The 24747-nt window shown below is 74.1% G+C and carries 22 protein-coding genes; 12 read left to right on the forward strand and 10 right to left on the reverse strand.

The features are described 5' to 3' along the window. Positions 1-21: 21 nt before the first annotated feature. Genes xdhC through ACH9D3_RS06385 form a run of 3 tightly spaced genes read right to left on the reverse strand, consistent with a single transcriptional unit; the run spans position 22 to position 4716 of the window. Positions 22-837 (reverse strand): xanthine dehydrogenase accessory protein XdhC, encoded by an 816-nt coding sequence (gene xdhC / locus ACH9D3_RS06375; protein ID WP_396410291.1) that lies wholly within the window; start codon positions 835-837, stop codon positions 22-24. A gap of 1 nt (position 838) precedes the next feature. Then, a complete protein-coding gene (gene xdhB / locus ACH9D3_RS06380) occupies positions 839-3211 on the reverse strand; it encodes a xanthine dehydrogenase molybdopterin binding subunit (RefSeq protein ID WP_396410292.1) in 2373 nt (790 codons plus the stop codon). Continuing rightward, positions 3208-4716, reverse strand: coding sequence for an FAD binding domain-containing protein (locus tag ACH9D3_RS06385; RefSeq protein WP_396410293.1), 1509 nt, complete (start codon positions 4714-4716; stop codon positions 3208-3210). Before ACH9D3_RS06385 ends, xdhB begins: the two co-directional genes overlap by 4 nt. Before the next feature lie 204 nt (positions 4717-4920). Between ACH9D3_RS06385 and ACH9D3_RS06390 the strand changes: the two genes are divergently transcribed. Together ACH9D3_RS06390 and ACH9D3_RS06395 are read left to right on the forward strand one after the other, a co-directional pair. Further along, the gene (locus ACH9D3_RS06390; RefSeq protein ID WP_396410294.1) at positions 4921-5688 is read left to right on the forward strand and encodes a hypothetical protein; all 768 of its coding nucleotides are present in this window, start codon (positions 4921-4923) and stop codon (positions 5686-5688) included. A gap of 14 nt (positions 5689-5702) precedes the next feature. Beyond that, positions 5703-6401 carry a sortase domain-containing protein gene (locus ACH9D3_RS06395; protein ID WP_396410295.1) on the forward strand — a complete coding sequence of 233 codons (699 nt, stop codon included), beginning with the start codon at positions 5703-5705 and terminating at the stop codon, positions 6399-6401. Between the two features lie 215 nt (positions 6402-6616). Here the strand turns inward: ACH9D3_RS06395 and ACH9D3_RS06400 are convergent, their stop codons facing one another. After that, positions 6617-10123: a bifunctional proline dehydrogenase/L-glutamate gamma-semialdehyde dehydrogenase gene (locus ACH9D3_RS06400; protein ID WP_396410296.1), complete on the reverse strand. Its 3507-nt coding sequence runs from the start codon at positions 10121-10123 to the stop codon at positions 6617-6619. 128 nt (positions 10124-10251) lie between these two features. Here ACH9D3_RS06400 and ACH9D3_RS06405 point away from each other — a divergent pair, with 128 nt between their 5' ends. Next, complete coding sequence (locus ACH9D3_RS06405; protein WP_396398735.1) at positions 10252-11160, forward strand: LysR substrate-binding domain-containing protein; 909 nt, start codon at positions 10252-10254, stop codon at positions 11158-11160. Between the two features lie 37 nt (positions 11161-11197). On the opposite strand, the gene idi is transcribed toward ACH9D3_RS06405, so the two are convergent. Further along, positions 11198-11749 (reverse strand): isopentenyl-diphosphate Delta-isomerase, encoded by a 552-nt coding sequence (gene idi / locus ACH9D3_RS06410; protein ID WP_396398669.1) that lies wholly within the window; start codon positions 11747-11749, stop codon positions 11198-11200. A gap of 121 nt (positions 11750-11870) precedes the next feature. On the opposite strand from idi, the gene ACH9D3_RS06415 reads away from it, so the two are divergent. The 5 genes from ACH9D3_RS06415 to tgt all read left to right on the forward strand — a co-directional run bounded on the left by ACH9D3_RS06415 (position 11871) and on the right by tgt (position 17350). Beyond that, the gene (locus ACH9D3_RS06415) at positions 11871-12812 is read left to right on the forward strand and encodes a pseudouridine synthase (RefSeq protein ID WP_396410297.1); all 942 of its coding nucleotides are present in this window, start codon (positions 11871-11873) and stop codon (positions 12810-12812) included. Beyond that, entirely contained in the window at positions 12809-14053 is a 1245-nt protein-coding gene (locus ACH9D3_RS06420; RefSeq protein WP_396410298.1) for a DUF418 domain-containing protein, read from the forward strand. The genes ACH9D3_RS06415 and ACH9D3_RS06420 overlap by 4 nt, the downstream gene beginning before the upstream one ends. 51 nt (positions 14054-14104) lie before the next feature. Further along, a complete protein-coding gene (locus ACH9D3_RS06425) occupies positions 14105-15349 on the forward strand; it encodes a glycoside hydrolase family 76 protein (protein WP_396410299.1) in 1245 nt (414 codons plus the stop codon). A gap of 89 nt (positions 15350-15438) precedes the next feature. Next, complete coding sequence (locus tag ACH9D3_RS06430) at positions 15439-15981, forward strand: NUDIX hydrolase family protein (RefSeq protein ID WP_396398673.1); 543 nt, start codon at positions 15439-15441, stop codon at positions 15979-15981. 73 nt (positions 15982-16054) lie between these two features. Beyond that, positions 16055-17350 (forward strand): tRNA guanosine(34) transglycosylase Tgt, encoded by a 1296-nt coding sequence (tgt, locus tag ACH9D3_RS06435; protein ID WP_396410300.1) that lies wholly within the window; start codon positions 16055-16057, stop codon positions 17348-17350. An 85-nt stretch (positions 17351-17435) separates the two neighbouring features. On the opposite strand, the gene ACH9D3_RS06440 is transcribed toward tgt, so the two are convergent. From ACH9D3_RS06440 to ACH9D3_RS06450, 3 genes are all read right to left on the reverse strand, one after another. Then, positions 17436-17897 carry a universal stress protein gene (locus ACH9D3_RS06440; RefSeq protein ID WP_396410301.1) on the reverse strand — a complete coding sequence of 154 codons (462 nt, stop codon included), beginning with the start codon at positions 17895-17897 and terminating at the stop codon, positions 17436-17438. Positions 17898-17906: 9 nt separating this feature from the next. Further along, the gene (locus tag ACH9D3_RS06445; RefSeq protein WP_396410302.1) at positions 17907-18398 is read right to left on the reverse strand and encodes a universal stress protein; all 492 of its coding nucleotides are present in this window, start codon (positions 18396-18398) and stop codon (positions 17907-17909) included. Between the two features lie 67 nt (positions 18399-18465). Further along, positions 18466-18891 carry an Lrp/AsnC family transcriptional regulator gene (locus ACH9D3_RS06450; RefSeq protein WP_396398677.1) on the reverse strand — a complete coding sequence of 142 codons (426 nt, stop codon included), beginning with the start codon at positions 18889-18891 and terminating at the stop codon, positions 18466-18468. Positions 18892-19066: 175 nt separating this feature from the next. Here ACH9D3_RS06450 and ACH9D3_RS06455 point away from each other — a divergent pair, with 175 nt between their 5' ends. Both ACH9D3_RS06455 and ACH9D3_RS06460 read left to right on the forward strand, forming a co-directional pair. Beyond that, positions 19067-19258: a hypothetical protein gene (locus ACH9D3_RS06455; RefSeq protein WP_396398678.1), complete on the forward strand. Its 192-nt coding sequence runs from the start codon at positions 19067-19069 to the stop codon at positions 19256-19258. Positions 19259-19447: 189 nt separating this feature from the next. Beyond that, positions 19448-21025, forward strand: coding sequence for an amino acid carrier protein (locus ACH9D3_RS06460; RefSeq protein ID WP_396410303.1), 1578 nt, complete (start codon positions 19448-19450; stop codon positions 21023-21025). Between the two features lie 151 nt (positions 21026-21176). Here the strand turns inward: ACH9D3_RS06460 and ACH9D3_RS06465 are convergent, their stop codons facing one another. Next, complete coding sequence (locus tag ACH9D3_RS06465) at positions 21177-21902, reverse strand: VTT domain-containing protein (RefSeq protein WP_396410304.1); 726 nt, start codon at positions 21900-21902, stop codon at positions 21177-21179. Positions 21903-21980: 78 nt separating this feature from the next. Between ACH9D3_RS06465 and ACH9D3_RS06470 the strand changes: the two genes are divergently transcribed. Beyond that, positions 21981-22790 carry an MBL fold metallo-hydrolase gene (locus ACH9D3_RS06470; RefSeq protein ID WP_396410305.1) on the forward strand — a complete coding sequence of 270 codons (810 nt, stop codon included), beginning with the start codon at positions 21981-21983 and terminating at the stop codon, positions 22788-22790. 109 nt (positions 22791-22899) lie between these two features. Here the strand turns inward: ACH9D3_RS06470 and ACH9D3_RS06475 are convergent, their stop codons facing one another. Then, positions 22900-23613 carry a queuosine precursor transporter gene (locus ACH9D3_RS06475; protein WP_396410306.1) on the reverse strand — a complete coding sequence of 238 codons (714 nt, stop codon included), beginning with the start codon at positions 23611-23613 and terminating at the stop codon, positions 22900-22902. Between the two features lie 228 nt (positions 23614-23841). Between ACH9D3_RS06475 and ACH9D3_RS06480 the strand changes: the two genes are divergently transcribed. Next, positions 23842-24699 carry a PfkB family carbohydrate kinase gene (locus ACH9D3_RS06480; RefSeq protein WP_396410307.1) on the forward strand — a complete coding sequence of 286 codons (858 nt, stop codon included), beginning with the start codon at positions 23842-23844 and terminating at the stop codon, positions 24697-24699. Positions 24700-24747: the final 48 nt, after the last annotated feature.

The raw sequence follows: 24747 nt of genomic DNA on the forward strand, positions 1-24747 counted from the left end.
TCCACGTCGGACGGCGTGCCGTCAGGCGGTGGGCAGATCGCCGGAGTCCGTGAGGGTCCGCAGCAGGTCCGCGGCCACGCTGACGGCGATGACGGCGGGGGCCTTGCCCGGGATGCCGGGGAGCCCGATGGGGCAGGCGACGCGGTCGAGGGCGGCGTCGTCGTGCCCCTCCTCGCGCAGCCGCACCCGGAACCGGGACCACTTGGCCGAGGAGCCGATCAGCCCCACGGTGCCGAGGTCGCCCCGGCGCAGTGCTGCGTCGCACAGGATGAGGTCCTCCGCGTGGTCGTGGCTCATGATGAGCACGTGCGCACGGGCCGGCAGCGCGGCGAGGACCGTCTCGGGTGCGGGGACGGCGTGCACGTGGACCTGCGCGGTCCCGTCGGTGACGTCGGCCAGCCGGGCGGGGTCCAGCTGCCCCTCCCGGCTGTCCACCAGGTGCAGGTGCAGGGGCAGGCGGGACAGCACCCGGGCCAGCTCGTGGCCCACGTGCCCCACGCCGAACACGGCGACCGCCGGCCGGGCGCGCTGAGGTTCGAGCAGGACGCTGACCACGCCACCGCAGCACTGCCGGCCGTGCTCCACGGTGGCGTGCTCGTGGAGCGGGAACACCATGGTCTCCGGGCTCGTCGCCCCGGTGGTCAGGAGCACCCGCGCCCGTTCGACGACGGTCGCCTCGAGGTTGCCGCCGCCGACGCTGTCCCAGGCGCCGCCGGCGCCGACGACCATCTTCGCGCCGGCCTCCCGGGGGGCGTGCCCGCGCACCTCGGTCACGGTGACGAGCACGCCGGGCAGGCCGGCGGTGCGCAGGTGCTGCAGCGCGTCCAGCCAGTCCACGTCAGCGTGCCGGGGTGGCCGGCGCGGGCGCCGCGTCCGCCGGGTGTGCGCGGCGGGCCTCCTGGACCGCCCAGAACACGGCCTCCGGGGTGGCCGGGCTGGCGAGCGCCGTGCTCCTGCCGCCGGGCCCGAAGGCGGCGGCCGCCTCCCGCAGCGCCTCGCGCACGCTGAGGGCGAGCATGAGGGGTGGCTCCCCCACGGCCTTGGAGCCGTAGACGACGCCGCTCTCGGTGGCCTCCTCGAACAGGTGGACGTTGAATTCCTCGGGCATCTCCGAGAAGCTCGGCAGCTTGTAGGTGCTGGCCGACTGCGTGGCCAGCCGCCCTCGGTGCGGCCCGTCGGACTCGTCCCAGCGCAGCTCCTCGAGGGTGAGCCAGCCGGTGCCCTGCACGAAGCCGCCCTCGATCTGGCCCGTGTCGACGAGCGGGGACAGGCTGTCGCCCACGTCGTGGACGATGTCGGTGCGCAGCAGCCGGTACGCGCCCGTGAAGCCGTCGACCTCGACCTCGGAGACCGCCGCCCCGTAGGAGAAGTACTTGAACGGCTCGCCCTGCATCCGGGAGCTGTCCCAGTGCAGCCCCTCGGTGCGGTAGTAGCCGGCGGCCCACAGCGAGACCCGCTGGAACCAGGCGTCCCGCGCCAGGTCCGCGAACGCGATGTCCCGGTCGGTGAAGCCGATCCCGGTGATCCGCCCGTCCGTGAAGCGCACGTCGTCGGGATGGATGTTCAGCTGCCGGGCGGCGACTTCCGCCAGCCGGTCGCGGATCTGCTCGCAGGCGTTCCTCACGGCTCCGCCGTTGAGGTCGGACCCCGAGCTGGCGGCCGTCGCGGAGGTGTTGGGGACCTTGTCCGTGCGGGTGGGCGCCAGGCGCACGGACGCCAGCGGGACGCCGAGCGCGGTGGCCGCGACCTGGCGCATCTTGGTGTGCAGGCCCTGCCCCATCTCGGTGCCGCCGTGGTTGATGAGCACGGACCCGTCCCGGTAGACGTGCACGAGCGCACCGGCCTGGTTGAACGCCGTGAAGTTGAACGAGATGCCGAACTTCACGGGGGTCACCGCCAGGGCTCGCCGGGTGTCGGGGTGCGTCGCGTTGAAGACCGCGATCTCCTCCCGGCGGCGCTCGACCTCGGCCCGGTCCAGCAGCTGCGTCCAGATGGTGCGCAGCCGCTCGGCGTGCCGGACGGGCTGCCCGTAGGGCGTGGACTGGCCGGGCGCGTAGAAGTTCCGCCGGCGCAGCTCGGTGGGATCCAGCCCGAGCCGCGGGGCGCACCGGCCCATGACCTCCTCGAGCACGAGCATGCCCTGGGGCCCGCCGAAGCCGCGGAACGCGGTCTGGGAGGTCTTGTGGGTCCGCGCGATCCGGCCGTGGACCTCGACGTCGGGGATCCAGTAGGCGTTGTCCACGTGGCACAGCGCCCGCGCCAGCACGGGTTCGGAGAGGTCCAGGCTCCAGCCGCCGTCGCTGGTCAGGGTCGCCCGCAGCGCCCGGAGGAGACCCGCGGCGTCGAAGCCGGCCTCCCAGCGGACGTGGAACGGGTGCCGCTTGCCGGTCATGGTGATGTCCTGGGTGCGGTTGAGCCGCAGCCGGACCGGCCGGCCGGTGAGGACCGCGCCCAGCGCGGCGACCGCGGCGAAGCCGTGCGGCTGCATCTCCTTGCCGCCGAACCCGCCGCCCATGCGCAGGCACTGCACGGTGACCTCGTGGCTGTGCAGGCCCAGCACGTGGGCGACGATCTCCTGGGTCTCCGTGGGGTGCTGGGTGCTGGACTGGACGAAGACCTGGCCGGCCTCGTCGAGGTGGGCGGTGGAGGCGTGGGTCTCCAGGTAGAAGTGCTCCTGGCCACCGATCTCGAGCTCACCGCTGAAGCGGTGCTCGGCGGTCGCCAGTGCCGCGCCGGCGTCCCCGCGGCGCACGGTGGGCCGCATCCCCTGGAAGCTCCCGGCCTCGATCGCCTCGGTGAGGGTGAGCAGGGACGGGAGCGGCTCGTAGTCGACCTCGACCGCCTCCGCACCGCGGCGCGCGGCCTCCTGCGTCTCACCCAGCACCCAGCACACGGCGTGCCCGTAGTACATGACCTCGCGGGGGAACAGGGGCTCGTCGTGCTTGGTGCCGGCGTCGTTGACCCCCGGCACGTCGTCGGCGGTCAGCACCCGGACCACCCCGGGCACCTCGAGGGCGGGGGTCGTGCGCAGCCCGGCCACCCGGGCGTGGGCGTGCGGGGCCTGGACGGGCCAGGCGTGCAGCACGTCACGGCTGCGCACGGTCAGGTCGTCGGTGTACAGGGCCGTGCCCGTGACGTGCAGGCCCGCGCTCTCGTGGGGGACGGCCACACCCACCACGGGGTCGGCGGGACGGTCGGCGAGGGACGTCACCGGGTCACCTCCGGGCCGGGCGCGGCGGCTGCCTGCGCCCAGAACCTGAGCAGGGACTGCTCGAGCATCGCCGATCGGTAGCGGGCGCTGGCCCGCAGGTCGTCGATCGGGGTGCCCTCCCCGGCCATCGTGGCGGCGGCCGCGGCGACCGTCTCCCGGGTCCACGGGCGGCCGGTGAGCGCGTCCTCGGTGGCCCGCGCCCGGATCGGCGTGGCGGCCACCCCGCCCAGACCGATCCGCACGGCGGACACGGTCCCCTCCTCGAGCTGCACGGCGATCCCGACCGCCACGCTGGAGATGTCGTCGAAGCGCCGCTTGGCGATCTTGTGGAAGGCGCTGTGCCGGGCGAGGGGCAGCGGGATCCGCACCGCGCGGATGATCTCCCCCGGGTCCCGCACGCTGCGCCGGTACCCCGTGTAGTACTCGTCCAGGGGGACCTCGCGCTCACCCCGGCCCGAGGCCAGCACCAGGGACGCGCCCAGGGCCAGCAGGGCGGGGGCGGAGTCGCCGATCGGCGAGCCGGTCCCCAGGTTGCCCCCGAGGGTCGCGGCGTTGCGGATCAGCCGGGACGCGAACTGCGGGAAGAGCTCGTCCAGCAGCGGCACCCGTCCCGCCAGTGCGCCCGCGACCTCCGACAGGCTCAGCGCCGCTCCGATCTCGATCCGCTCCCCGCCCACCTCGAACGTGCGCAGCTCCTCGAGGTGGTCCACGGCCAGCGCCAGCCGGGGGCGGGCGTGCCGGAGGTTGACCTCCACGCCCGTGTCGGTGGCCCCGGCGACGAGCTGCGCGTCGGGGTGCTCCCGGAGCCGCTCGAAGACCTCGCCGAGAGAGGCGGGGCGGACGAACGCGGCGCCGCCGGAGTCCACCCGGGTGGGACGGGGAGGCGGTGCGGCCTCCGCCTGGCGCCGCAGCAGCGCGTCGTCGCCCGTGGGGCTGCCCAGGGCGTACGCGGCGTCCCGGATGGGCCGGTACCCGGTGCAGCGGCAGAGGTTGCCGCTCAGGGCGTGCAGGTCGAAGCCGTTGGGGCCGTGCTCGTGGTCGGCCGCGTGCTGCGCCCCGGCGACCGCGGTGCCGGTGCGGGGGTCGTCCGCGCCGGGGGTGCGCCGATCGGGCCGGTAGTACTCGGCGGCCATGGAGCAGACGAAGCCGGGGGTGCAGTAGCCGCACTGGGAGCCGCCCCGGTCCGCCATCTCGCGCTGGACGGGGTGCAGCCGCTCCGGTGTGCAGGCGCCGGCGGCCGTGCCGAGGCCCTCCGCCGTGACGATCTCCTGGCCGTCGAAGGCGGCGGCGGGCGGCAGGCACGCGTTGACGGACGTCCAGCGGCTCCGGCCGGGCCCGTCGGGGCGGGCCACCAGGACGGCGCAGGCGCCGCACTCGCCCTCGGCGCAGCCCTCCTTGGAACCGGTCAGTCCCTCGGAGCGCAGCCAGTCGAGCAGCCGGGTGTGCGGCCCGGCGCCGGTGCCGGCACGTTCCTCGCCGTTGACGGTCACGCGGATGCCGTCCATGCCTCACTCCTCGTCGTCCTGCGCCGGTGTGAGAGGACACTACACCGGTCGGGTGCCCCGGGAACGGCCGACGCGGAAGGAGACTTCCGCGATCCGGATTCGCAGAAGCACTTGACTGCGGGGTCTCGACGCCCCCAAAACCATCAGTAAACTGTGCATTGCGTCACTTCCCCGTGCCGTCACTCCCGATGAGAGGCCGATCCCGTGAAGAAGTCCGCTCTGCTCGCAGCACCCGCCCTGGCCCTCGCGGCCGTAGCCCTTCCCGCGACCCCGGCCGCGGCCGACAGCTGGTCCTTCCAGGCCGAGCTCGCCCCGGTCAACGGCAGCACCGCCGCCGGCAGCGCCGTCGTCGACGTGACCGGCCAGGAGGCCACGGTGACCGTCGAGGTCGCCGGCGCCCCCGCCCTGTTCCAGGGAGCACCGTATCCGCACGCCCAGCACATCCACATCGGGGGCCAGGGGGTGTGCGCCCCGCCGACGGCCGACGCCGACGGGGACGGGGTCGTCAGCTCCATGGAGGGCGAACCCTGGACGGGTGGGATCGGGACCTCCCTGACCACCTCGGGCGACACGTCACCGGCGTCCGCCGTGGCGATCGACCGGTTCCCGGCCGGCGACGCCTACACCTACCAGCGGACCTTCCCGGTGGACGCCGCGACGCTGACCGCCCTGCAGAACGGCACCGCGGTGGTCAACGTCCACGGCGCCGACCCGGCGGCCCTCTCGGCCGCGGCCCAGGCGAAGGTGAACCCGATGGCCCCGGACCTGCCCCTCGCCTCGGACGTCCCGGTGGCCTGCGGCGTCCTCGCGGCCGCCCAGATGGCGGTGCCGGACGGCCCGGCGGACACGGGCGTGGAGACCGCCGGGACCGCCTCGAGCGCGAACGGGCTCGTCGGCACGGCCGTGCTGGGGATGCTCGCGCTGGGCGCCGCCGCCGTGGGCCTGCGCCGCCGGGCGGCCGCGGGACGCTGACCGGCGGACGCCCGGTGGCCCGGCACCGCCGCGAGACCCGCCACCTCCGTCCGGGGGTGGCGGGTCTCGCCGTGGTCCTGGCCCTGTGGTGCACCGGGGACAGCCCCGGGTCCCGGGGGACGACGACGGCGCGCGGAGCGGTCGCGGAGCACGTCGTGCCCCTGGCCGCGAATCCTCTGCCTCCGCCGTCCGTCCCGGCCCCGCCGGCCGGGACGGACCGGGCGGGCGCACCGGCGGACCCGGAGGACGGTGCGCTGCCGGCCGCGGTGCCGGTGCGTCTCTCGGTGGCGCGCGTCGGCCTGGACGTGGAGCTGATGCAGCTGGGCCTGCACCCGGACCGGAGTCTCGAGGTCCCGCCGGAGGATCCCGGTGCACCGGCCGGCTGGTACCGGCACTCGCCCGCCCCGGGCGTGACCGGCCCGTCCGTGCTGCTGGGCCACGTCAACGCCGCCGGCGGCGGCCCCGGGGTCTTCGCCGACCTGCACCGGCTCAGCGCCGGCGACCGGATCGCCGTGACCCGCCGGGACGGGTCAGCGGCGCTCTTCGCGGTGGACGCCGTGGAGCGGTACGCGAAGGACGCGTTCCCCTCGCTGCACGTCTACGGCAACACGGCCGGCCCGGAGCTGCGCCTCATCACCTGCGACGGCTACGACCCGGTGACCGGTGCGTTCGACGAGAACCTGGTCGTCCACGCGTCCCTGGTCCGGAGCTGAACGGCTCGGAGCCGGACCGCCCGCAGCGGGACGGTCCGCTGCCGAGCGCTCCGGAGCTGACCTGCCCCCAGCTGAACCCGCCTGCTGGACACCCCGACCGGCCCCCGGTCGCCGGCCGACGCCCGACGGGGGCGGCCCCCGGACAGCACGACGCCCCGCGCCGCGGTCCGCCCGGAGGCGGGGGCCGCGGCGCGGGGCGCCGTCGCAGCAGGGCGTCAGATCAGGTCGTCCGTGAGGTGGTTCGGCGTGCCGAAGCGGTGCGCGGTGATGCTCACGGCCTGCTCGCGCAGGAACGGCAGCATCTCCACCCGGCCCGCCCCGGTGACGGGGTGGGCGTAGACGGCCACGTCCGGACGGGACCCGGTCGCGGCGATGAAGCCCGCGCGGTCCCCGCCGATGAGGCGGACCCGCCCGCCGCCGAGGGCCGGGGCGCCGGCCAGCCAGGCGGCGTCGTCCTCCACCCGCACGGGCACGCCGCGACCGGCGAGCACGGAGCGCACCGGGGCGGGAAGCTCCCGCGCCGAGGAGACGCTCAGCGCGGAGCCCGCCCGCAGCCCGGCGGCGACGACGCGCAGCAGGCCGGCGAGGGGCTCCCCCTCGGACAGGCGCACCGTCACCGGCAGGGGCAGGTAGCGGAAGACGTTGCGCTCGGCCGACAGTCCGGTGACGTCCTTGGCGACGCCGAACTCCTCGGCCCAGGCGGCCTCGTCGCTGCGCAGCGCCTGCTCGAGGGTCTGCGCCTCGGCTGCGGTGAGGCTCGCCGTCCCGGCGCGCGCCGCCTGCAGCAGCGCCACGACGGAGGTGTCGGCCACGGGGCGCCCGGCGCCGCGCAGCGGCGCGGGCTCCCACTCGCCCAGGCCCATGAGGTAGCTCGGGCCGCCGGCCTTGGTGCCCGGGCCGACCGCCGACTTCTTCCAGCCGCCGAAGGGCTGGCGCTGGACGATGGCCCCGGTGATCCCGCGGTTGACGTAGACGTTGCCGGCCTGGACGTTCTCCAGCCAGTAGCCGATCTCCTCCGGGTCCAGGGAGTGCAGTCCACCGGTGAGGCCGTACTCCACCTCGTTCTGGATGGCGACGGCCTCCTCCAGGGTCTCGGCGGTCATCACGCCGAGCACCGGTCCGAAGTACTCCACGTGGTGGAACTCGGAGCCGCGCCGCACGCCGGTGCGCACGCCCGGGCTCCACAGCTTGCCGGTCTCGTCGAGCTGCCGCGGCTCCACCGCCCACGCCTCCCCCTCGTCGAGAGTGGTCAGGGCCTGGAGCAGCTTGCCCTCGGCGGGCTCGGTGAGCGGGCCCATCTGCGCGGCGGGGTTGGTCGGGTAGTCGACGGTGAGGGAGGTGACCGCGTCGAGGAGCTGGTGGTGGAAGCGGCGCGACGTCGCCACGGAGCCGACGAGGATCACCAGGGAGGCCGCCGAGCACTTCTGCCCCGCGTGGCCGAACGCGGAGTAGGCGACGTCCTTGGCCGCGAGGTCGAAGTCGGCGCTGGGCGTGACGATCAGCGCGTTCTTCCCCGAGGTCTCGGCCAGCAGCGGCAGGTCGGAGCGGAAGGAGCGGAACAGCTCGGCGGTCTCGTAGGCGCCGGTGAGGATGAGCCGGTCCACGGACGGGTGGGAGATCAGCTGGCGGCCGAGGGCCCGCTCCTCGAGGTCCACGAGGGCGAGCACCTCCCGGGGAACCCCGGAGGCGTCCAGGGCCTCCCAGACGGCCTCGGCCACCACGGCCCCGCAGCGCTTGGTCGGGCCGGCCGGCTTGAACACCACCGGGGAGCCTGCGGCCAGGGCCGCCAGCGCCGATCCGGCCGGGATGGCCACCGGGAAGTTCCACGGCGGGGTGACGACGGTCAGCCGGGAGGGCACGAAGGACGCGCCGTCGACCTCGTCCAGCTCGCGGGCGCGCTCGGCGTAGTAGTGGGCGAAGTCGATGGCCTCGCTGATCTCCGGGTCCGACTGGTCGAGGGTCTTGCCCGCCTCCGCCGCCGCGACCTCGAGCAGCTCGGAGCGGCGGGCGGCCAGGGCGTCCCCGGCGCGGTGGAGCACCTCGGCCCGCTGGGCGCCGCTCAGCGCGGCCCAGCCGCGGCCGGCCTCGAGGGCGGCGTCGATGACGCGGTCGAGCTGCTCCTCGGTCTGCAGCGCGGCGGCGGTGACGGTCGCCACGCCGGCCCGGGAGCCGGGGACCCGGTCGAGGACCGCCCGGCCCCAGTCGCGGTTGGCGGCCACGGCCGGGTCCGTGTCCGGGGTGTTGTCGAAGCCGTCGGTCGGCGCGGGCGCCTCGGGCAGGCCGCGGTCCTGGACCCGGTTCGGCAGCGGGACGGTGTCGTCCAGCGCCGCCAGGGAGGCGAGGAAGCGGTTCTTCTCCCGCTCGAAGAGCTCCTCGTTCGCGGAGAGCTCGAAGACCGCGGACATGAAGTTCTCCTGGGACGCGCCCTCCTCCAGCCGGCGGATCAGGTAGGCGATGGCCACGTCGAACTCGGCCGGGTGCACCACGGGGGTGTAGAGCAGCAGCGAGCCGACGTCGCGCTTGACGGCCTCGGCCTGGCCGGTGGCCATGCCCAGCAGCATCTCGAAGTCGATCGCGTCGACCACGCCGCGCTCGGTGGCGAGCAGCCAGGCGAAGGCGATGTCGAAGAGGTTGTGCCCGGCCACGCCGATGCGGACCGCGTCGGCGTGCTCCGGCTGCAGCGCGTAGTTGAGCACCCGCTTGTAGTGGGTGTCCGAGTCCTGCTTGGTCCCCCAGGTGGCCAGCGGCCAGTCGTGCAGGGAGGCCTCGACCTGCTCCATGGGCAGGTTCGCGCCCTTGACCACGCGCACCTTCACCGGGGCGCCGCCGGCGGCGCGCCGGGCGGCGGCCCACTCCTGGAGGCGGATCATCGCGGCCAGGGTGTCGGGCAGGTAGGTCTGCAGCACGATGCCGGCCTCGAGGTCCCGGAACTGCGGCTGGTCGAGGATCCGGGTGAAGACCGCCAGGGTCATGTCCAGGTCCTTGTACTCCTCCATGTCCAGGTTGATGAACTTCGCCGGGGTGAAGGATGCGGCCCGCTCGTAGAGCGGGGTCAGCTTCTCGACGACCTCGGCCACGGCCTCGTCGAAGGCCCAGGCGGAGTGCGGGGCGACGGTGGAGGAGACCTTGATGGAGACGTAGTCCACGTCCGGCCGGGCCAGCAGGTCGTGCGTGCCCTGCAGGCGGCGGTCGGCCTCGCGCTCCCCGAGCACGGCCTCGCCCAGCAGGTTGACGTTGAGCCGGACGCCGTCCGTGCGGATCTTCGCGATCGACTTCCCGAGCTTGGCCTCGCTGGCGTCCACGATGAGGTGCCCGACCATCTCGCGCAGCGCCTTGCGGGCCGCCGGGATCACGACCTGCGGGGCGACCGGGGCCAGCGCCCCGCCGGTGCGCACCGCGGTCCGCAGGTACCAGGGCAGGAAGCCGGGGACCTTCGGCGCCAGCCGGGCCAGGTTGCGGGCGGCCACGGCGATGTCCTCGGGGCGGATGACGCCGTCGACGAAGCCGACGGTGAAGTCCAGGCCGCTGGGGTCCCTGAGCACCCCGGCCAGCTGCTCGCCCGCGGCGTCCTTGGGGAACTGCTCCGCCTCGGTGAGCCAGCGGCGCACCGTGGCCACGGCCTGCTCGGGCAGCGCCGCCGGGATGGCGGCGTGGGGAAGGGTGCGTCCGACCTCGGGACGGCCGGAGATCTGGGCTGCCTGAGGAACGGGGATCGTGGTCATGGGTGATACTCCCTGGGTTGGGCCGAAAGCGTTGCGGTAGCTCCACTATGCGCCCCCTGACGATTCGGATAAAGTGATGTTTTCCGCAGTTCATTCATCAGCAAGACTGATCTTTGAGGGGGCCCGCCGTGCTGGACGTGCGCAAGCTGCGGCTGCTGCGGGAACTTGCGCTGCGGGGCACCCTCGCGGAGGTCGCCGCAGCCCTGAACTTCAGCCCCTCGGCGGTCTCCCAGCAGCTCTCGGCGCTGGAGAAGGAGGCCGGGGTGGCGCTGCTCTCCAAGGCCGGCCGGCGGGTCCAGCTCACCCCGCAGGCGGAGATCCTCGTGGCCCGCACGGCCGAGCTGCTCGACGTCCTGGAGCGCACCGAGGCGGACCTGGCGGCGTCGCTGAGCACGGTCACGGGCACCGTGCGGGTCGCCGTGTTCCAGTCCGCCGCCCTGGCCCTGCTCCCGGAGGTCCTGGGCATCATGCGCCGCGAGCACCCGGAGGTGCGGGTGGAGATGGTGCAGGCCGAGCCGGAGCGGGCCCTCTACGAGACGTGGACCCGGGAGTTCGACGTGGTCGTCGCGGAGCAGTACCCGAGCCATGCCGCCGCCCACCACCCGGACCTGGACCGGCGCCGGCTGATCACGGACGCCATCCGCCTGGCCGTTCCGCCCGGACCCGAGCACGCGTCCGTCACCTCCCTGCGGGAGGCCCAGGACCTGCCCTGGGTCATGGAGCCGCGCGGATCCGCCTCGCGGCACTGGGGCGAGCAGCTGTGCCGCCGGGCGGGCTTCGAGCCCGACGTCCGGTTCTCGACGGCGGACCTGCAGGCACAGACCCGGCTCGTGCAGTCCGGCAACGCCGTGGCGCTCATGCCGGACCTCATGTGGGCGGGCGGGGAGTCGCCCTGCCGGCTGGTCGACCTGCCGGCCGGGTCCCGGCGGACCGTGTTCACCTCGATCCGCGGGTCGAGCGTGCACCGCCCGGCGATCCTGGCGCTCCGGGCCGCCCTCGAGACGGTGGCGGACGACCTCGCCGCGCGGATGGACTGAGCCGCGGCCCCGCCGCGCGCCGCGCAGGGGGGGACCGCTACGGGCGGACCGCGCTCCGCCCCGTGAGCGCCCGGCGGAGCCGGTCGTCGGCGAGCTGCTCGAGCAGCCACGGACTGAGCAGGAACGGCGCGGAGTCCGCTGCGGCGAACAGCTCCTCGGGGGCGATCCACGCGACTTCCGCGACCTCCTCGGGCAGGGGCCGCGGCCGAGCGGCGGCCCGTGCCACGTAGACGGGGCAGAACTCGTTCTCCACGATCCCGGAGGCGTCCACGGCCCGGTACCGGAAGTCGGGCAGCACCTCCGTCGCCCCCGTCACCTCGAAGCCCAGCTCCTGGCCGGCCCGGCGGGCGATGGCCTCGACGAAGCCCTCGCCGGGCCCCGGGTGGCCGCAGAAGCTGTTGGTCCACACCCCCGGCCAGGTCTTCTTGCCGAGCGCCCGGCGGGTCAGGAGCAGCCGCCCGTCGTCGCCGAGGACGTGGCACGAGAACGCGAGGTGCAGAGGGGTGTCCGTGGTGTGCACCTCCGCCTTGGGCGCGGTCCCGACGGGACGGTGCGCGTCGTCCAGCAGGACGACTTCTTCGGTTGCCATGGGCCTCGTTCCGGTGGGAGGGCTGGTGACGTGCGCGTCCATTCTCGCAGGAACGACCACCCGGTGGAACGCGGTCCGGCCGAGTGGACAACGGGGCCGGGGCGGAGCACGATCGGGAACCATGCGACGACGTCGGCCGGCCCCCGCTCCCCTGCCGCTGCGGGACGGGGTGGACCCGGTCCGGGTGCGGCTGCCGGGCGCTGCGGAGGGCACCGCGGAAACCGTCCGCGGCTACCTGCTGGACAGGTTCCCCGCGTCCGCGCCGGAGCTCGAGGAGCTCTTCGCGTCCGGCGGGATCGTCGACGAGGCCGGGCTCGCCGTGCCGCGCGACGCCCCCTTCCGTCCCGGCGCCTCGGTCTGGTACCACCGCGCCCTGCCCGTGGAACCGGAGCTGTCCGGGGACCTCCCGGTGCTGTTCGAGGACGAGTGGCTGCTGGCGGTCGACAAGCCCCACGGGCTGCCGACCACACCGCGCGGCGGGTTCGTGGCGCAGAGCGCGCTCGTGAAGCTGCGCCGCTCCCGCCGCGAGGACCGGCTCTCCCCGCTGCACCGCCTCGACCGCGGCACCGCCGGGGTCCTGCTGCTCTCGCGGGACCCCGGCACCCGGGGACGGTTCCAGTCCCTCTTCCAGGAGCGGGCGGTGGTCAAGGAGTACGAGGCCGTGGCCGCGCACCGCCCCGGGCTCGGGCTGCCCCGCCTGGTGGAGTCCCGCATCGTCAAGGACCGCACCGGCCTGCAGGCGCGGGAGGTGCCGGGGCCCGTCAACGCCCGCACCGTGGTGGAGCAGGCCGGCCCGGCGTTCCCGGACCCGGAGGGCACGTGGGCGCGCTACACCGTCCGGCCCGAGACCGGGCGCACCCACCAGATCCGGGTGCACCTGGCCGGGCTGGGCGTGCCCGTCCGCAACGACCCCCTGTACCCGCGGGTGCGTCCGTCGGGCAGCGAGGACCCCGACCGGCCGCTGCAGCTGCTGGCCCGCCGGATCGCCCTCGTCCACCCGGTGACCGGTGAGCGGCTCGTGCTCGAGAGCCGGCGCGCCCTCCGGACCGGGGACCCCGCGTGAACGCTCCGCGCCCCGCCCGGGCGACGCACCGCGTGCCGGCGCCGGACGTGGCCCGGGGACTCATGCTCTGGGTGATCGCGGTCGCCAACATCACCGTGTGGATCTGGGCGCCCGGACCCACCGACGGCCTCCGGGAGCGGACCCTGGGTGCCGGCGCCGGCACCGCGGGGTGGACGGCGGACGACCTCGTCAACATGGCCATGTCGATGCTCGTGGACGGTCGCGGCTTCCCCCTGTTCTCGTTCCTGGTCGGCTACGGCGTGGGCCAGATCGCCGCCCGGGAGTCCGCCCGCGGGACACCTCTGCCCCTCGCGCAGCAGCTGCTGCTGCGGCGCTACGGGTGGTTGCTGCTCGTGGGGGCACTGCACGCGTGCCTGCTCTTCCCCGGGGACATCATCACCGCCTACGCCTTCGGGGGGCTGTTCCTGGCCCTGCTGATCACCGCGTCCACGCGCACCCTCGCCGTCCTCGTGGGCCTGGGCACGGTGCTGATGGTGCTCTTCGGCGCGACCGGCTGGGCCGCCCGGAGCCCCGGCACCGTGCGCTATCCGAGTCTCGTGGCGGAGTCCCCGCAGGAGTGGCTGGCCCTGGGTCTGGCCGAGGGGACCGCGGTGGTCATCCTCGCCCCGATCCAGCTGCTGGGGCTGCTCCCCATGATGCTGCTCGGGCTGGCCCTGAGCCGCTACCGGCTGCTCGAGGCCCCCGGGCCCCGCCGCACCCGGCTGCTGGGCACGGCCGTGATCTGCATCGTGCCGGGGCTGGCCACAGGCACCGGCACCGGACTCCTGACCACGGACATGCTCGAGCCCTCCGCCGCTGCCGGGGCCGCGCTCGCCGGCGCGGACGCCGTGACCGGCGCGGCGCAGGGCATCGGCTACGCGATCGTGGTGGCGCTGGTCTGCGCGCGGGTGCAGGGCCGCGGCGGCGACGCCGCGGCTCCCCTCCGGGCACGGGAGCACCCGGCACTGTGGTCGCTGCAGGCCCTGGGCCGCCGGTCGATGAGCGGCTACCTCGCCCAGTCGCTCCTGTTCACGGTCCTGCTGCCGCCGTTCGCACTGGGGCTCGGCCGCTCCCTGACTCCCACCGCGGCGCTCCTGCTCGGCACCGCCGTGTGGGTGGTCACGCTGCTCGGTGCGGCCCTGCTGGAACGGCGCACGCTGCCGGGCCCCGCCGAGGCCGTGCACCGGCGGCTGTACCTGGGCACGGCCCGCGGCGGGGCCGGCCCGCGGCCCCCGGTGTAGTCCCACTAGGCTCGGACGCAGCACTTCTCCCCCGCCAGCACAGGAGCCCCCATGCCCACGACGACCGGCGCGAGCGCCGCGCAGAGCCCCTCGACCACCGAGCCCGCCGGACCGGACACCACGGCCGCTGGGCGCGCCGACAAGGCGGCCCACTCCGTGCGCGAGCTCTTCGGCGGGCGGGCCCTGGGCGTGCCCGGGACCCTGCTCGGCGCCCCGGCGCACCCGCGCCCCACGTCCCCCAAGGCCCCGTGGCACTACTGGTGGCAGGCGCACCTGCTCGACGCACTGGTGGACGCCGGGTTCCGGCACGTGGGCGAGCCCGCGCGGGCCGGGGAGTTCCGGCGCGAGGCGCACCGGCTGCTGCGGGGCATCACCCTGCGCAGCGGCGGCCGGGTGACCCACAACTCCTACTACGACGACATGGCGTGGCTGCTGCTCGCCGTGGGACGCCTCGCCGAGCTGGACCGCACCCTGGCCGGCCGGCCGGACGTGGGCTGCCTCGACGCGGGCAGCGCCCTGCTCGCCCGGCTGGAGCGCGGCCACACGGCGGACCTGGGCGGCGGGGTCTTCTGGAACACCCGCCACGACGTCAAGAACACGGCGTCCTCCGCCCCCACGGCGCTCGGCTTCGTGCGCACGCACCGCCGGGACCAGGCCCGCGCGGTGCTCGGCTGGCTGCAGGACACCCTGTGGCACCCGGAGCGCAAGGTCTTCCACGACGGGCTGCGCCTGGTCGCGGCCGGCTCCGGCACCGAGGTGACGCGGCTCGACGAGCGGCTGTTCAGCTACAACTCGGGGCCCGTGCTCGGTGTGCTGCTCGAGCTCGCGGACGTCCCGGGCACGGGCGGAGGGGACCGGGCACACCTGCTGGGCACGGCGGCCGACGTGGTGGCGGGAGCCGCGGGGACATACGGCCGCGAGCTGGACGGGCGCCCCGTCCTGCGCACCCACGGCGGCGGGGACGCGGGTCTGTTCAGCGGGATCCTGGCCCGCTACCTCGCCGACGCCGCCCTGCACCCGGGACTGCCCGCACCGACCCGCCGCACCGCGGCCGGGCTCGTGCGGGGCACCGCCGACGCCCTGTGGTCCGGGCGGCGGGAGTTCGACCCGGCCGTGGACCTCAGCGCGCCGGACGGTACCGCGCCGGCGGTCGCCGGGGAGACGGTGGCGATCTTCTCCCCGGACCCGGCCCGGCACGCCGACGAGGCGCAGCGCCCCGGCGTTCCGGTCGAGCTCTCCACGCAGGTGCAGGCGTGGACGGTCCTGGAGGCCGCCGCCCGGGTGGACCGCGCGTGACCACGGCACCGGCTCCGCTGTGCGCTGAACCGGCCGCCGGGGCGGGGGCGGCCGTGGCCCCGCCCCGGCTCTTGGGATAGAACAGCAGTATGAGTTTCCTCCGCACCCCCGATCCGAATCCCGGTTGGCTCAACGAGGACGATCTGCAGGAGGCCCGCCGCCGCCTGCCGATGGTCTACGTGCAGGCGCTGCCGGTCCGGCTCGACCCGCTGGGCTACCTGTCCGAGATCGGGCTGCTGCTGCAGGCGACGGCCGAGGGCGAGATGATGTACACGTTCGTCTCCGGCCGGGTGCTGTACCGGGAGACCATCCGGGCGGCCCTGCTGCGCCACCTGGAGAAGGACCTGGGCGCCATGGCGTTCCCGCAGCTGCCGGTGTCCACGACGCCCTTCGCCGTGGCCGAGTTCTTCCCCTCGCCGTCCGAGACGGGGCTGACCGACGACCGCCAGCACGCCGTGGCGCTGAGCTACATCGTGCCCGTGCGGGGTGAGTGCAGCCCCCGCCAGGACGCGCTGCAGCTGTCCTGGATGAGTCCCGAGGAGGCGCTCAGCCCCGAGGTGCAGACGGAGTTCGCCGGCGGTCGCGGGGACCTGGTGCGCCAGGCGGTCGCCCACGCCGGCTGGGGCCGCTGAGCCGGCGCCCGCCCGGGCTCCCCGCGGCGTCCGGGCGGTCCTCCCCGGCCCGGCGGTGACGCACAATGGACGGGTGCCTGCACCCGTCGAGACCCCCCGATCCCCCGCCGCCCGCGCCGCCTTCGGCTTCGCGGTGGAGCACCGCCTCACCGAGACCACCGCGATCCCCGGCGCGCACGTCGATGCCAACGGCGGTCCGTTCCGGGGCCGCACCGGGACCATCACCACGCCGCACGGAACCATCCGGACCCCCGCCTTCGTCCCCGTCGGCACCGCGGCCACGGTCAAGGCCGTGCTGCCCGAGTCCATGGCGCAGCTCGGCGCGCAGGCCCTCCTCGCCAACGCCTACCACCTCTATCTCCAGCCCGGCGCGGACGTCCTGGACGCCGCGGGCGGGCTCGGCGCGTTTATGAACTGGGCCGGGCCCACCTTCACGGACTCCGGGGGCTTCCAGGTCATGTCCCTCGGCTCGGGGTTCCGGAAGGTGATCGACATGTCCGCGGCAGCGGCCGCGGGGGACGACGACGTCGCCACCGGCAAGGAGCGCATGGCGCGGGTCGACGACGACGGGGTCACCTTCCGGTCCCACATCAACGGCGACGTCCACCGCTTCACCCCCGAGATCTCGATGCAGGTGCAGCACCGGCTGGGCGCGGACATCATGTTCGCGTTCGACGAGCTGACCACCCTGCACAACTCGCGCGGCTACCAGGAGACGTCCCTCGAGCGCACCCGCCGGTGGGCGCAGCGGTGCGTCGCCGAGCACGCCCGCCTCACCGAGGAGCGCGCCGGCAGGCCGTACCAGGCCCTGTTCGGCGTGGTCCAGGGCGCCCAGTACGAGGACCTGCGCCGGACGGCGTGCCGGGACCTCGCCGCGATGGGCTTCGACGGCTTCGGCATCGGCGGGGCGCTCGAGAAGCAGAACCTCGGCACGATCGTGCGCTGGTGCACCGAGGAGCTGCCCGAGGACCGTCCCCGGCACCTGCTGGGGATCTCGGAGCCGGACGACGTCTTCACGGCCCTCGAGAACGGCGCGGACACCTTCGACTGCGTCTCCCCCACCCGGGTGGCCCGCTCCGGCACCGTCTACGCCCCCGACGGCCGTTTCACCGTCAGCAACGCCCGCTTCCGGACGGACCTCTCCCCGATCGACGACGGCTGCGACTGCTACACGTGCGCGCACTACACCCGGGCGTACCTGCACCACCTGTTCAAGGCCAAGGAGCGCCTGTCCGCGACGCTGACGTCCATCCACAACGAGCGCTTCGTCGTGCGCATGGTCGACGGCGCCCGCGAGTCCATGGCCGACGGAACCTACTTCGAGTACCGGGACGAGGTCCTGGGCCGCTACTACGCGGGCAGGTCCTGAGCAGCTCCTCCCCGGACCGCGGACCAGGGCGCTCGCCGCCGTCCCGGCCCCCCGCCGACGCGGCGGCCGGCCGGGACGTCCGGAGCTACCGCCCCGCCCCGGAACCGTCCGTGCCGGGCTGCTCGTGGATCACGAGCACCGGGCACGACGCGTGCGCGACGCAGGCGGCGCTCACGGAGCCCATGAGCAGTCCCCGGAACCCGCCGTGACCCCGGCGCCCGACGACGAGCATCGTGGCGTCCTCGCTCTCCTGCACCAGGACCTTGGACGGGTGGCCGAAGACCACGGACGTGCTCAGCCCGGCCGGCACGTCCTCCCCGAACGCCTCGCGGACCGTGTCGTCGACCTGCTTCCGGGTGACCTCGTCGAAGTTGTCGCTGCCCAGGGGGACGTATCCGGCGTACTCGGGCGGATAGTCCCACGCCCCCACCGCCCTGATCCCCGCCCCGAGGGCCGGCGCCGTCCGGGCCGCCCAGCGCAGTGCCTGCACGGACTGCGGTGAGCCGTCGACCCCGACGACGATCGATGCTGCGGTTGCCTCGCCCATGTCAGCCCCTCACCCCGCCTGCTCGCCGTCCGCCGCCTGTCCGGCCGCGCCGCTCTTCCCGACCCCGACCGCCGGCTCCGGCAGGACGAGCACGGGGCAGGGCGCGTGGGCCACGCAGGCGGAGCTCACCGAGCCCATCAGCAGTCCCTTGAACCCGCCGTGACCCCGGCGTCCCACCACGAGCACGGCGGCGTCCTCGCTGTGGCGCATCAGCACCTTGGAGGGGTGGCCGAACTCCACCACGGTGCTCAGCCCGGCCGGCACGTCGTCCCCGAAGGCCTCCTGGACCGCCCGCTCCACGCGCTTCCGGGCGAGCTCGTCGAAGTTGTCGTCCTTGAAGTGGACGAAGCCGACGTACTCGGGCGGGTTCTCCCACGCCCCCACCGCCGTGATGTGCGCCCCGTAGGCCGGCGCGAGCCGCGCCGCCCAGCGCAGCGCCGCCACGGAGTGCGGGGACCCGTCGACCCCCACCACGATCACTGCTTCCGCTCGCTGCTCCATGTTCCGCCCCTCGCTGTGCCGACGCCGGTGGTCCGTGCCCAGTATTCCAGAGCGGGGGGCCCAGCGGTCAGAGATGCGACAGGATGACCGAGCTCCGCGTGTGGTTGACGCCCTTCCAGTCCCGGATCCGGACCATGACGTCCTCGAGGTGGGTGGTGTTCTCCGCACGGATGAGGAAGATCCCGTCCGCCTCGCCGGTGACGGTGTAGCCGTCGGTCACCTCGGGGATGCCGGCCGCCATCGTGCGCATCATCGACGGGGACAGGCCGCCGTCGCAGTGCAGCTCCACGAAGGCCTGGATGTTCCACCCCAGGACGGACTGGTCGATCTCCGCCGTGAAGCGCTTGACCGCCCCGCTCTGCTGCAGGACGTCGACCCGCCGCTTCACCGCCGGGGCCGACAGACCGACCCTGTTCCCGATCGCGGCGTAGCTCCGACGGCTGTCCTGAATCAGCGACGCAATGATCTGTCGGTCAATATCGTCTATACGCAACGTTCTGCCCCTTTTGCGATGCCTTTGCGATTGGATGAATCAATATGAGCCCGTTAGACTTTAGATGTCAACCGAGGCACCGCGTCCTGCCGCTCGACACCGCGCCCCCGCCTCGGAACTCCTGACCTCCACGCACGAACCACCTCGCACCGACCCCAGAAAGCTGGCTGCTCTCATGACCTTCCTCTTCGTCTTCGGACTCCCCGCCGTCCTGTTCACCGCCGTCGGCCACGCCGCCGCGCCGGCCCGCGCCGCTTCCACCGGCGGCGCCTTCCGCACGCTGGGTGCCGACCTGGTGCGCGGCCTGCGCGTCTGCGCCATGACCTCCCCGCAGTACGTGACGGCGGGCGCGTCCTCCGCTCGCTGAGCCGACAGCACCGTCGAGCGGCGTCCACGTCGCTCCGGTGCTGCAGACGGCCCGGTCCCCTCGCCCCGATGCGTCGCCGCGAGGGGACCGGGCCGTCTTGCGTTAACTTTTTGTTGCCACGACAAGATCGCTCTTTCGGCCACAAGCGTGTCTGTTGCCAACGGGCTGTCCACGGGGTGTAGTTAGCGGATGGAGATCTTGCAAGCGGTACCCATGACCACCGTGGCCGAGGACGTCGAGTGGTTGGCGGCCATCGACGAGGCCATCAACGCGGCGTTCGCCCCCATCACCGACGTCTTTTCGACCATCGTCTTCTATCCGATCACCATCGCGGGCGTCAGCTTCCCGTTCGTGGTGGCCTGGCTCATCGCGGCCGGCGTGATCTTCACCGTCTACTTCGGCTTCATCCAGTTCCGGGGTCTCAAGGTGTCCTGGGACGTGGTGCGGGGCAAGTTCTCGTCCAAGGACGATCCCGGTGAGGTGCCGCACTTCCAGGCGCTGACCTCCGCGCTCTCCGGCACGGTCGGACTCGGCAACATCGCCGGCGTGGGCGCGGCGATGGCCCTCGGCGGCCCCGGTGCCACCTTCTGGATGATCCTGGCCGGCCTGCTCGGCATGGCCACCAAGTTCGCGGAGTGCACCCTCGGCGTGAAGTACCGCGAGGTCCACGAGGACGGCACCGTCAGCGGTGGCCCGTTCCGGTACCTGCTCGTGGCGTACGGCAGGTTCGGCAGCGTCGTCGCCAAGATCTTCACCGGCATCTTCGCCGTCGCGATCCTCCTCTTCGGCGCGGCCGGCGGCAACATGTTCCAGGCCAACCAGACGTTCGCGCAGGCGCGGAACGTGACGGGCGGCCCCGACGGCCTGCTCGGCAGCGCCGGGGCGGCCCTCATCTTCGGGCTGGTCCTCGCGGCCTTCGTGGGGCTGGTCATCATCGGCGGCATCAAGTCCATCGGCGCCACCACGAGCAAGCTCGTCCCCGCCATGGCCGCCGTCTACATCGCGGCGTGCCTGATCGTCATCCTCGTCAACTTCGGCCAGGTGCCCGCGGCGATGGCCGCCATCGTCGACGGCGCGTTCTCCCCCGAGGGCATGGCCGGCGGCGTCCTGGGCGTCATGATCGTCGGGTTCCAGCGCGCGGCGTTCTCCAACGAGGCCGGCCTCGGCTCCGCCCCGATCGCCCACTCGGCCGTGAAGACCCGCCGCCCGGTGAGCGAGGGCTTCGTGGCGATGTTCGAGCCCTTCGTGGACACCGTGATCATCTGCACCATGACGGCCCTGGCCATCATCATCGCCGGTGCCCCGAGCCTGCAGGCCGGGATCGACCAGGTGCAGGCCGGCGACGGCGCCCCGGACGGTGTCATCCTCACCTCGGACGCCTTCGCCACGGTCCTCCCCTGGTTCCCGATCGTCCTGGCCATCGCCGTGATCCTGTTCGCGTTCTCCACCCTGATCACCTGGTTCTACTACGGCCTCAAGGCGTGGGAGTTCCTGTTCGGGCGCAGCCGGATCAGCGACAACATCTTCCGCTTCATCTACCTGTTCTTCACCGTCGCCGGCACCGTCCTGACCTTCAGCGAGGTCATCGCCTTCGCCGACGCGGCGCTGTTCGTCTGCGGCTTCGTCAACCTGCTGGGCGTCTACTTCCTGCTGCCCGTCATCAAGAAGGAGATGAAGGAGTACCTCGCCGACCGCAAGAGCGGCAAGCTCCACATCCTCGGCAACGAGCCGACCGACGGCTCCACCGCCGTGCGCCCCAAGGCGTAGTCACACCACCACGCCGCACGCGGCACGCGCCCGGTCCTCGTCCCGAGGGCCGGGCGTCGCCGTGCCGGGACCCGGACCAGCCGGGGTCCTCCCGGGTTGGACGACGGGGCGCCGACCGGACGATCGTGCGGTGCTGCTCGCCGGCGGAGCGCTACCGGTCCGCGGCCCCGGCGCCGTCGGGACCGGGCGCCGGCTGCGGATCGCGCCGCGACCGGCGCCAGGTGAGCACACCCACGACCACCACGACCGCCCAGGACGCGGCGACGGCCCCCAGGGCCGGCCACGACGGCCGGGAGGTGAAGGCTCCCACGGCGGCGAAGCTGACCTGTCCCGGCATCCCGCCGAGCAGGGTGGCGGCGAGGTAGTCGCGCTGCGGGATGCGCACGAGCCCCGCCCCGTAGCTGAGGGTCCAGTTGGGCAGGACCGGACGGAGGACGAGCACCGTGAGGAAGCCCTTGCCGACGAGCTTGCGCTCGACCACGGCGACACGGCTGCCCGCGAGCCGGTACAGGGCGTCACGGCCGAGGAACCGGGCGAGCCAGTACCCCAGCCACGCTCCGGCTGTGGTGGCGACGACGCCGACCACGCTGCCCTGGGCCATGCCGAAGAGGAAGCCCCCCGACACGGCCATGATCGTCACGGGCACCGGAGAGGCCGCCACGAGGACGAACACCCCGGCGAACACGAAGGGGCCCCACATGCCGAAGTCCTCGACGAAGGCCCGGATCTCCCCCACCGTGGGCAGCTCGTGACCGATGAGGTACCAGACGGCCACGGCCAGCAGCAGCAGGAGCACCCCGCCCTTGAGCGCGCTGACCCAGGCCGGCCGCGGGTCGGGACCGGGGGCCACCGGGTCCCGCCCAGGTTCGGTGCTCACGAGAGCCACTGTACCGACCGCCGCCGCGCGCACGGCGGTGGGTGCCGGCCCTCCGGCCGGCTCGGATAGTCTGCCCGCATGACGCAGGCTCCCGACACCCGCACCACGGCACTGACCCGGCGGCTGACCGCCCCGAACCCGGGTCCCATGACCTTGGACGGCACCAACTCGTGGTTGATCGGGGCGCCGGGGCAGCAGGGCGTCGTCGTCGTGGACCCCGGCCCGGCCGACCGCGGCCACCTCGCCGTCCTGGCGGCGGCGGGACGCACCGTGCTGACGCTGATCACGCACCGCCACGCCGACCACACCGAGGCCGTCGACGACTTCCACGCCCTCACCGGCGCGCCCGTGCGCGCCTTCCTGCCGGAGTTCTGCCGCGACGCGGCCCCGCTGGTGGACCGCGAGACGATCGAGGCGGCCGGCTGCCGGATCCGGGTGCTCCACACGCCCGGGCACACCTCCGACTCGGTGAGCTTCCACCTGCCGGACGACGCCCCGGCCGCGGACGCGGACAGCGCCCGCGCCCCGCGCGTCACGGGCTCGGTCCTCACGGGCGACACGATCCTGGGCCGGGGCACCACGATGCTCGACCACCCGGACGGGAGCCTGGGTGACTACCTGCGCTCGCTGCAGCGCCTGGCGGTGCTGGGCGACGCGCTGGTGCTGCCGGCGCACGCGGACGTGCGCGAGAACGTGGAGGCGGTGTGCGAGGAGATCCTCGAGCACCGCATGGAGCGTCTCGCCGAGGTCCGGGAGGCCCTGCGGGCCCTGGGCCGCGCCGCGAGCCTCGAGGCGATCACGGCGCGGATCTACGCCGACGTCCCGGCGCACGTGCTGCCCGCAGCCCGCAGCTCGGTGGGCGCGCAGCTGGCCTACCTCGGTTTCTGAGACCGGACCCGCCGGCCCCGTCCCCAGCGGGAGCCCCGGGCGGCCGCGCCCAGGGTGCGGGCGCCCACGGTGCGGGTACTCGGGGTGCGGATACCCGGGGTGCCGGCGCTCAGGGTGCCGGCGCGAGGGCCTCCCCGGCGACCCCCGCCTCGCCGTAGGTCGGCTCGCGGCGCTTGAGCCAGCCGATCACGGCGTAGGTCCCCGGCATGACCAGCACCTCGACGAGGACCTTGTACACGTAGCCCACCACCACGTAGTTGAGGAAGTCGCCCAGCGTGGTGATGCCGATGACCGGAGCCGCCACCGTGCAGAAGATCACCGTGTCGACGAGCTCGCCCACGAGGGTCGAGCCGATGAGCCGGGCCCACAGGTGCTTCTCCCGCGTGCGCGCCTTGATCCTGACCATCACGAAGGCGTTGAGCAGCTGCCCCGCCAGGTAGCCCAGCAGGGAGCCGGCCACGATCAGCGGGACCGGACCGAGGACCGCCTCGAAGGCCGTCTGCCCCTCGTAGAAGTCCGCGGGCGGCAGCGCGATGACGAGCCAGAACACGACCGAGGAGAACAGGCCGGCGGCGAAGGACGTGACGATGGCCCGGCGGGCGGACCGGAAGCCGTAGACCTCCGCGACGACGTCGCCCAGGACGTACGCGAGCGGAAACAGGAAGAAGCCTCCGTCGGTGATGACGGGGCCTAACGCGACGCCCTTGGTCGCGGCGACGTTGGAGAGCACCAGGACCACGCAGTAGGCCGCCACGACGAGGTCGAAGTGCGTGCGGGGCCGGCGGGCGAACCCGGCGGGGGCAGGATCGGCGGGAGAGGACACGGTGGGTCACCCATCTGTAGTGACGCGGCGCCGGTCCGCGCGGGGCGGGCGCCGTGGTTCGATCTGTGCGGTGTGCTGGGGACGGATGCGGGACGCCCGCCTGCCACCCGGGGTCCCTCCCCGGCCGCCGCGGGTCCCGTGCGGGGACCTCGTGCCGGCCGGAGGCCGTCCGACAGTCTAGCGCCGGCGGTTGGCCCCGGAAGCGGCCGGAGGCGCACAATGGCACCCATGACCGACACCTCCACCGCTTCCGCAGGCACCGCCGCGCACCCTGTCGACCAGCCGCCCGTCGCCCTGACGATCGCCGGCTCCGAGGCCACGGGCGGCGCCGGCGCGCAGGCCGATCTCAAGACCTTCCAGGAGCTCGGCGTGTTCGGCTCCCTGGCCCTCACCTGCATCGTCTCCTTCGACCCGTCCGAGGACTGGGGTCACCGCCTGTTCCCCGTGCCGCAGGACGTCCTGCGCGAGCAGCTCGAGGCGATCACGGCGGCCTACGAGCTCGACGCCGTCAAGATCGGCATGCTGGGCAGCCCCGAGACCATCGCCACCACCGCCGAGGTCCTCGCCGGGCTGGGGCCCCGGCACCTGGTCCTGGACCCGGTGCTCATCTGCAAGGGTCAGGAGCCCGGCGCCGCCCTGGACACGGACGAGGCGCTGAAGGCGAAGGTTATGCCGCTGGCCTCGTTCGTGACCCCCAACCACTTCGAGTCCCTCTCCCTCTCCGGCATGGACGAGATCAGCACGGTCGAGCACCTCGAGGAGGCCGCGCGGCGGATCCACGAGAGGTCGGGGGCCGTGGTCCTCGCCAAGGGAGGGGTCCGCCTCAGCGGCCCCGACGCCGTCGACGTCTTCTACGACGGGGCCACTCTCGAGGTGCTCTCCGAGCCGAAGGTCGGTGAGGTCCCCGTGGCCGGGGCGGGCTGCACGCTGGCGGCCGCGGTCGCCGCGGAACTGGCGAAGGGCGCCGAGCCCCTCGAGGCGGCGCGCACCGCGAAGGCGTTCGTCTCCGCCGGCATCCGGCGCCGCATCAGCTCGCGCGCCCCGTTCGACTCCCTCTGGCAGGGGGGCTCGGCCGCCGAGCGGTGAGCCCTGCCCGCCGAGGGGCGGGCCACACGGTCGGCGCGGTGGCCGGCG

The sequence above is a fragment of the Kocuria kalidii genome (assembly GCF_044462225.1).
GTDB lineage: Bacteria > Actinomycetota > Actinomycetes > Actinomycetales > Micrococcaceae > Kocuria > Kocuria kalidii.

Excerpts from the sequence above, each read along its gene's own strand:
- ACH9D3_RS06415 (WP_396410297.1), top strand. The coding sequence starts at position 11,871 with ATGCGACGACGTCGGCCGGCCCCCGCTCCCCTGCCGCTGCGGGACGGG.
- ACH9D3_RS06400 (WP_396410296.1), bottom strand. The coding sequence starts at position 10,123 with ATGACCACGATCCCCGTTCCTCAGGCAGCCCAGATCTCCGGCCGTCCC.
- ACH9D3_RS06480 (WP_396410307.1), top strand. The coding sequence starts at position 23,842 with ATGACCGACACCTCCACCGCTTCCGCAGGCACCGCCGCGCACCCTGTC.
- ACH9D3_RS06385 (WP_396410293.1), bottom strand. The coding sequence starts at position 4,716 with ATGGACGGCATCCGCGTGACCGTCAACGGCGAGGAACGTGCCGGCACC.
- ACH9D3_RS06470 (WP_396410305.1), top strand. The coding sequence starts at position 21,981 with ATGACGCAGGCTCCCGACACCCGCACCACGGCACTGACCCGGCGGCTG.
- ACH9D3_RS06445 (WP_396410302.1), bottom strand. The coding sequence starts at position 18,398 with ATGGAGCAGCGAGCGGAAGCAGTGATCGTGGTGGGGGTCGACGGGTCC.
- ACH9D3_RS06440 (WP_396410301.1), bottom strand. The coding sequence starts at position 17,897 with ATGGGCGAGGCAACCGCAGCATCGATCGTCGTCGGGGTCGACGGCTCA.
- ACH9D3_RS06460 (WP_396410303.1), top strand. The coding sequence starts at position 19,448 with ATGGAGATCTTGCAAGCGGTACCCATGACCACCGTGGCCGAGGACGTC.
- ACH9D3_RS06455 (WP_396398678.1), top strand. The coding sequence starts at position 19,067 with ATGACCTTCCTCTTCGTCTTCGGACTCCCCGCCGTCCTGTTCACCGCC.
- ACH9D3_RS06430 (WP_396398673.1), top strand. The coding sequence starts at position 15,439 with ATGAGTTTCCTCCGCACCCCCGATCCGAATCCCGGTTGGCTCAACGAG.
- ACH9D3_RS06425 (WP_396410299.1), top strand. The coding sequence starts at position 14,105 with ATGCCCACGACGACCGGCGCGAGCGCCGCGCAGAGCCCCTCGACCACC.
- idi (WP_396398669.1), bottom strand. The coding sequence starts at position 11,749 with ATGGCAACCGAAGAAGTCGTCCTGCTGGACGACGCGCACCGTCCCGTC.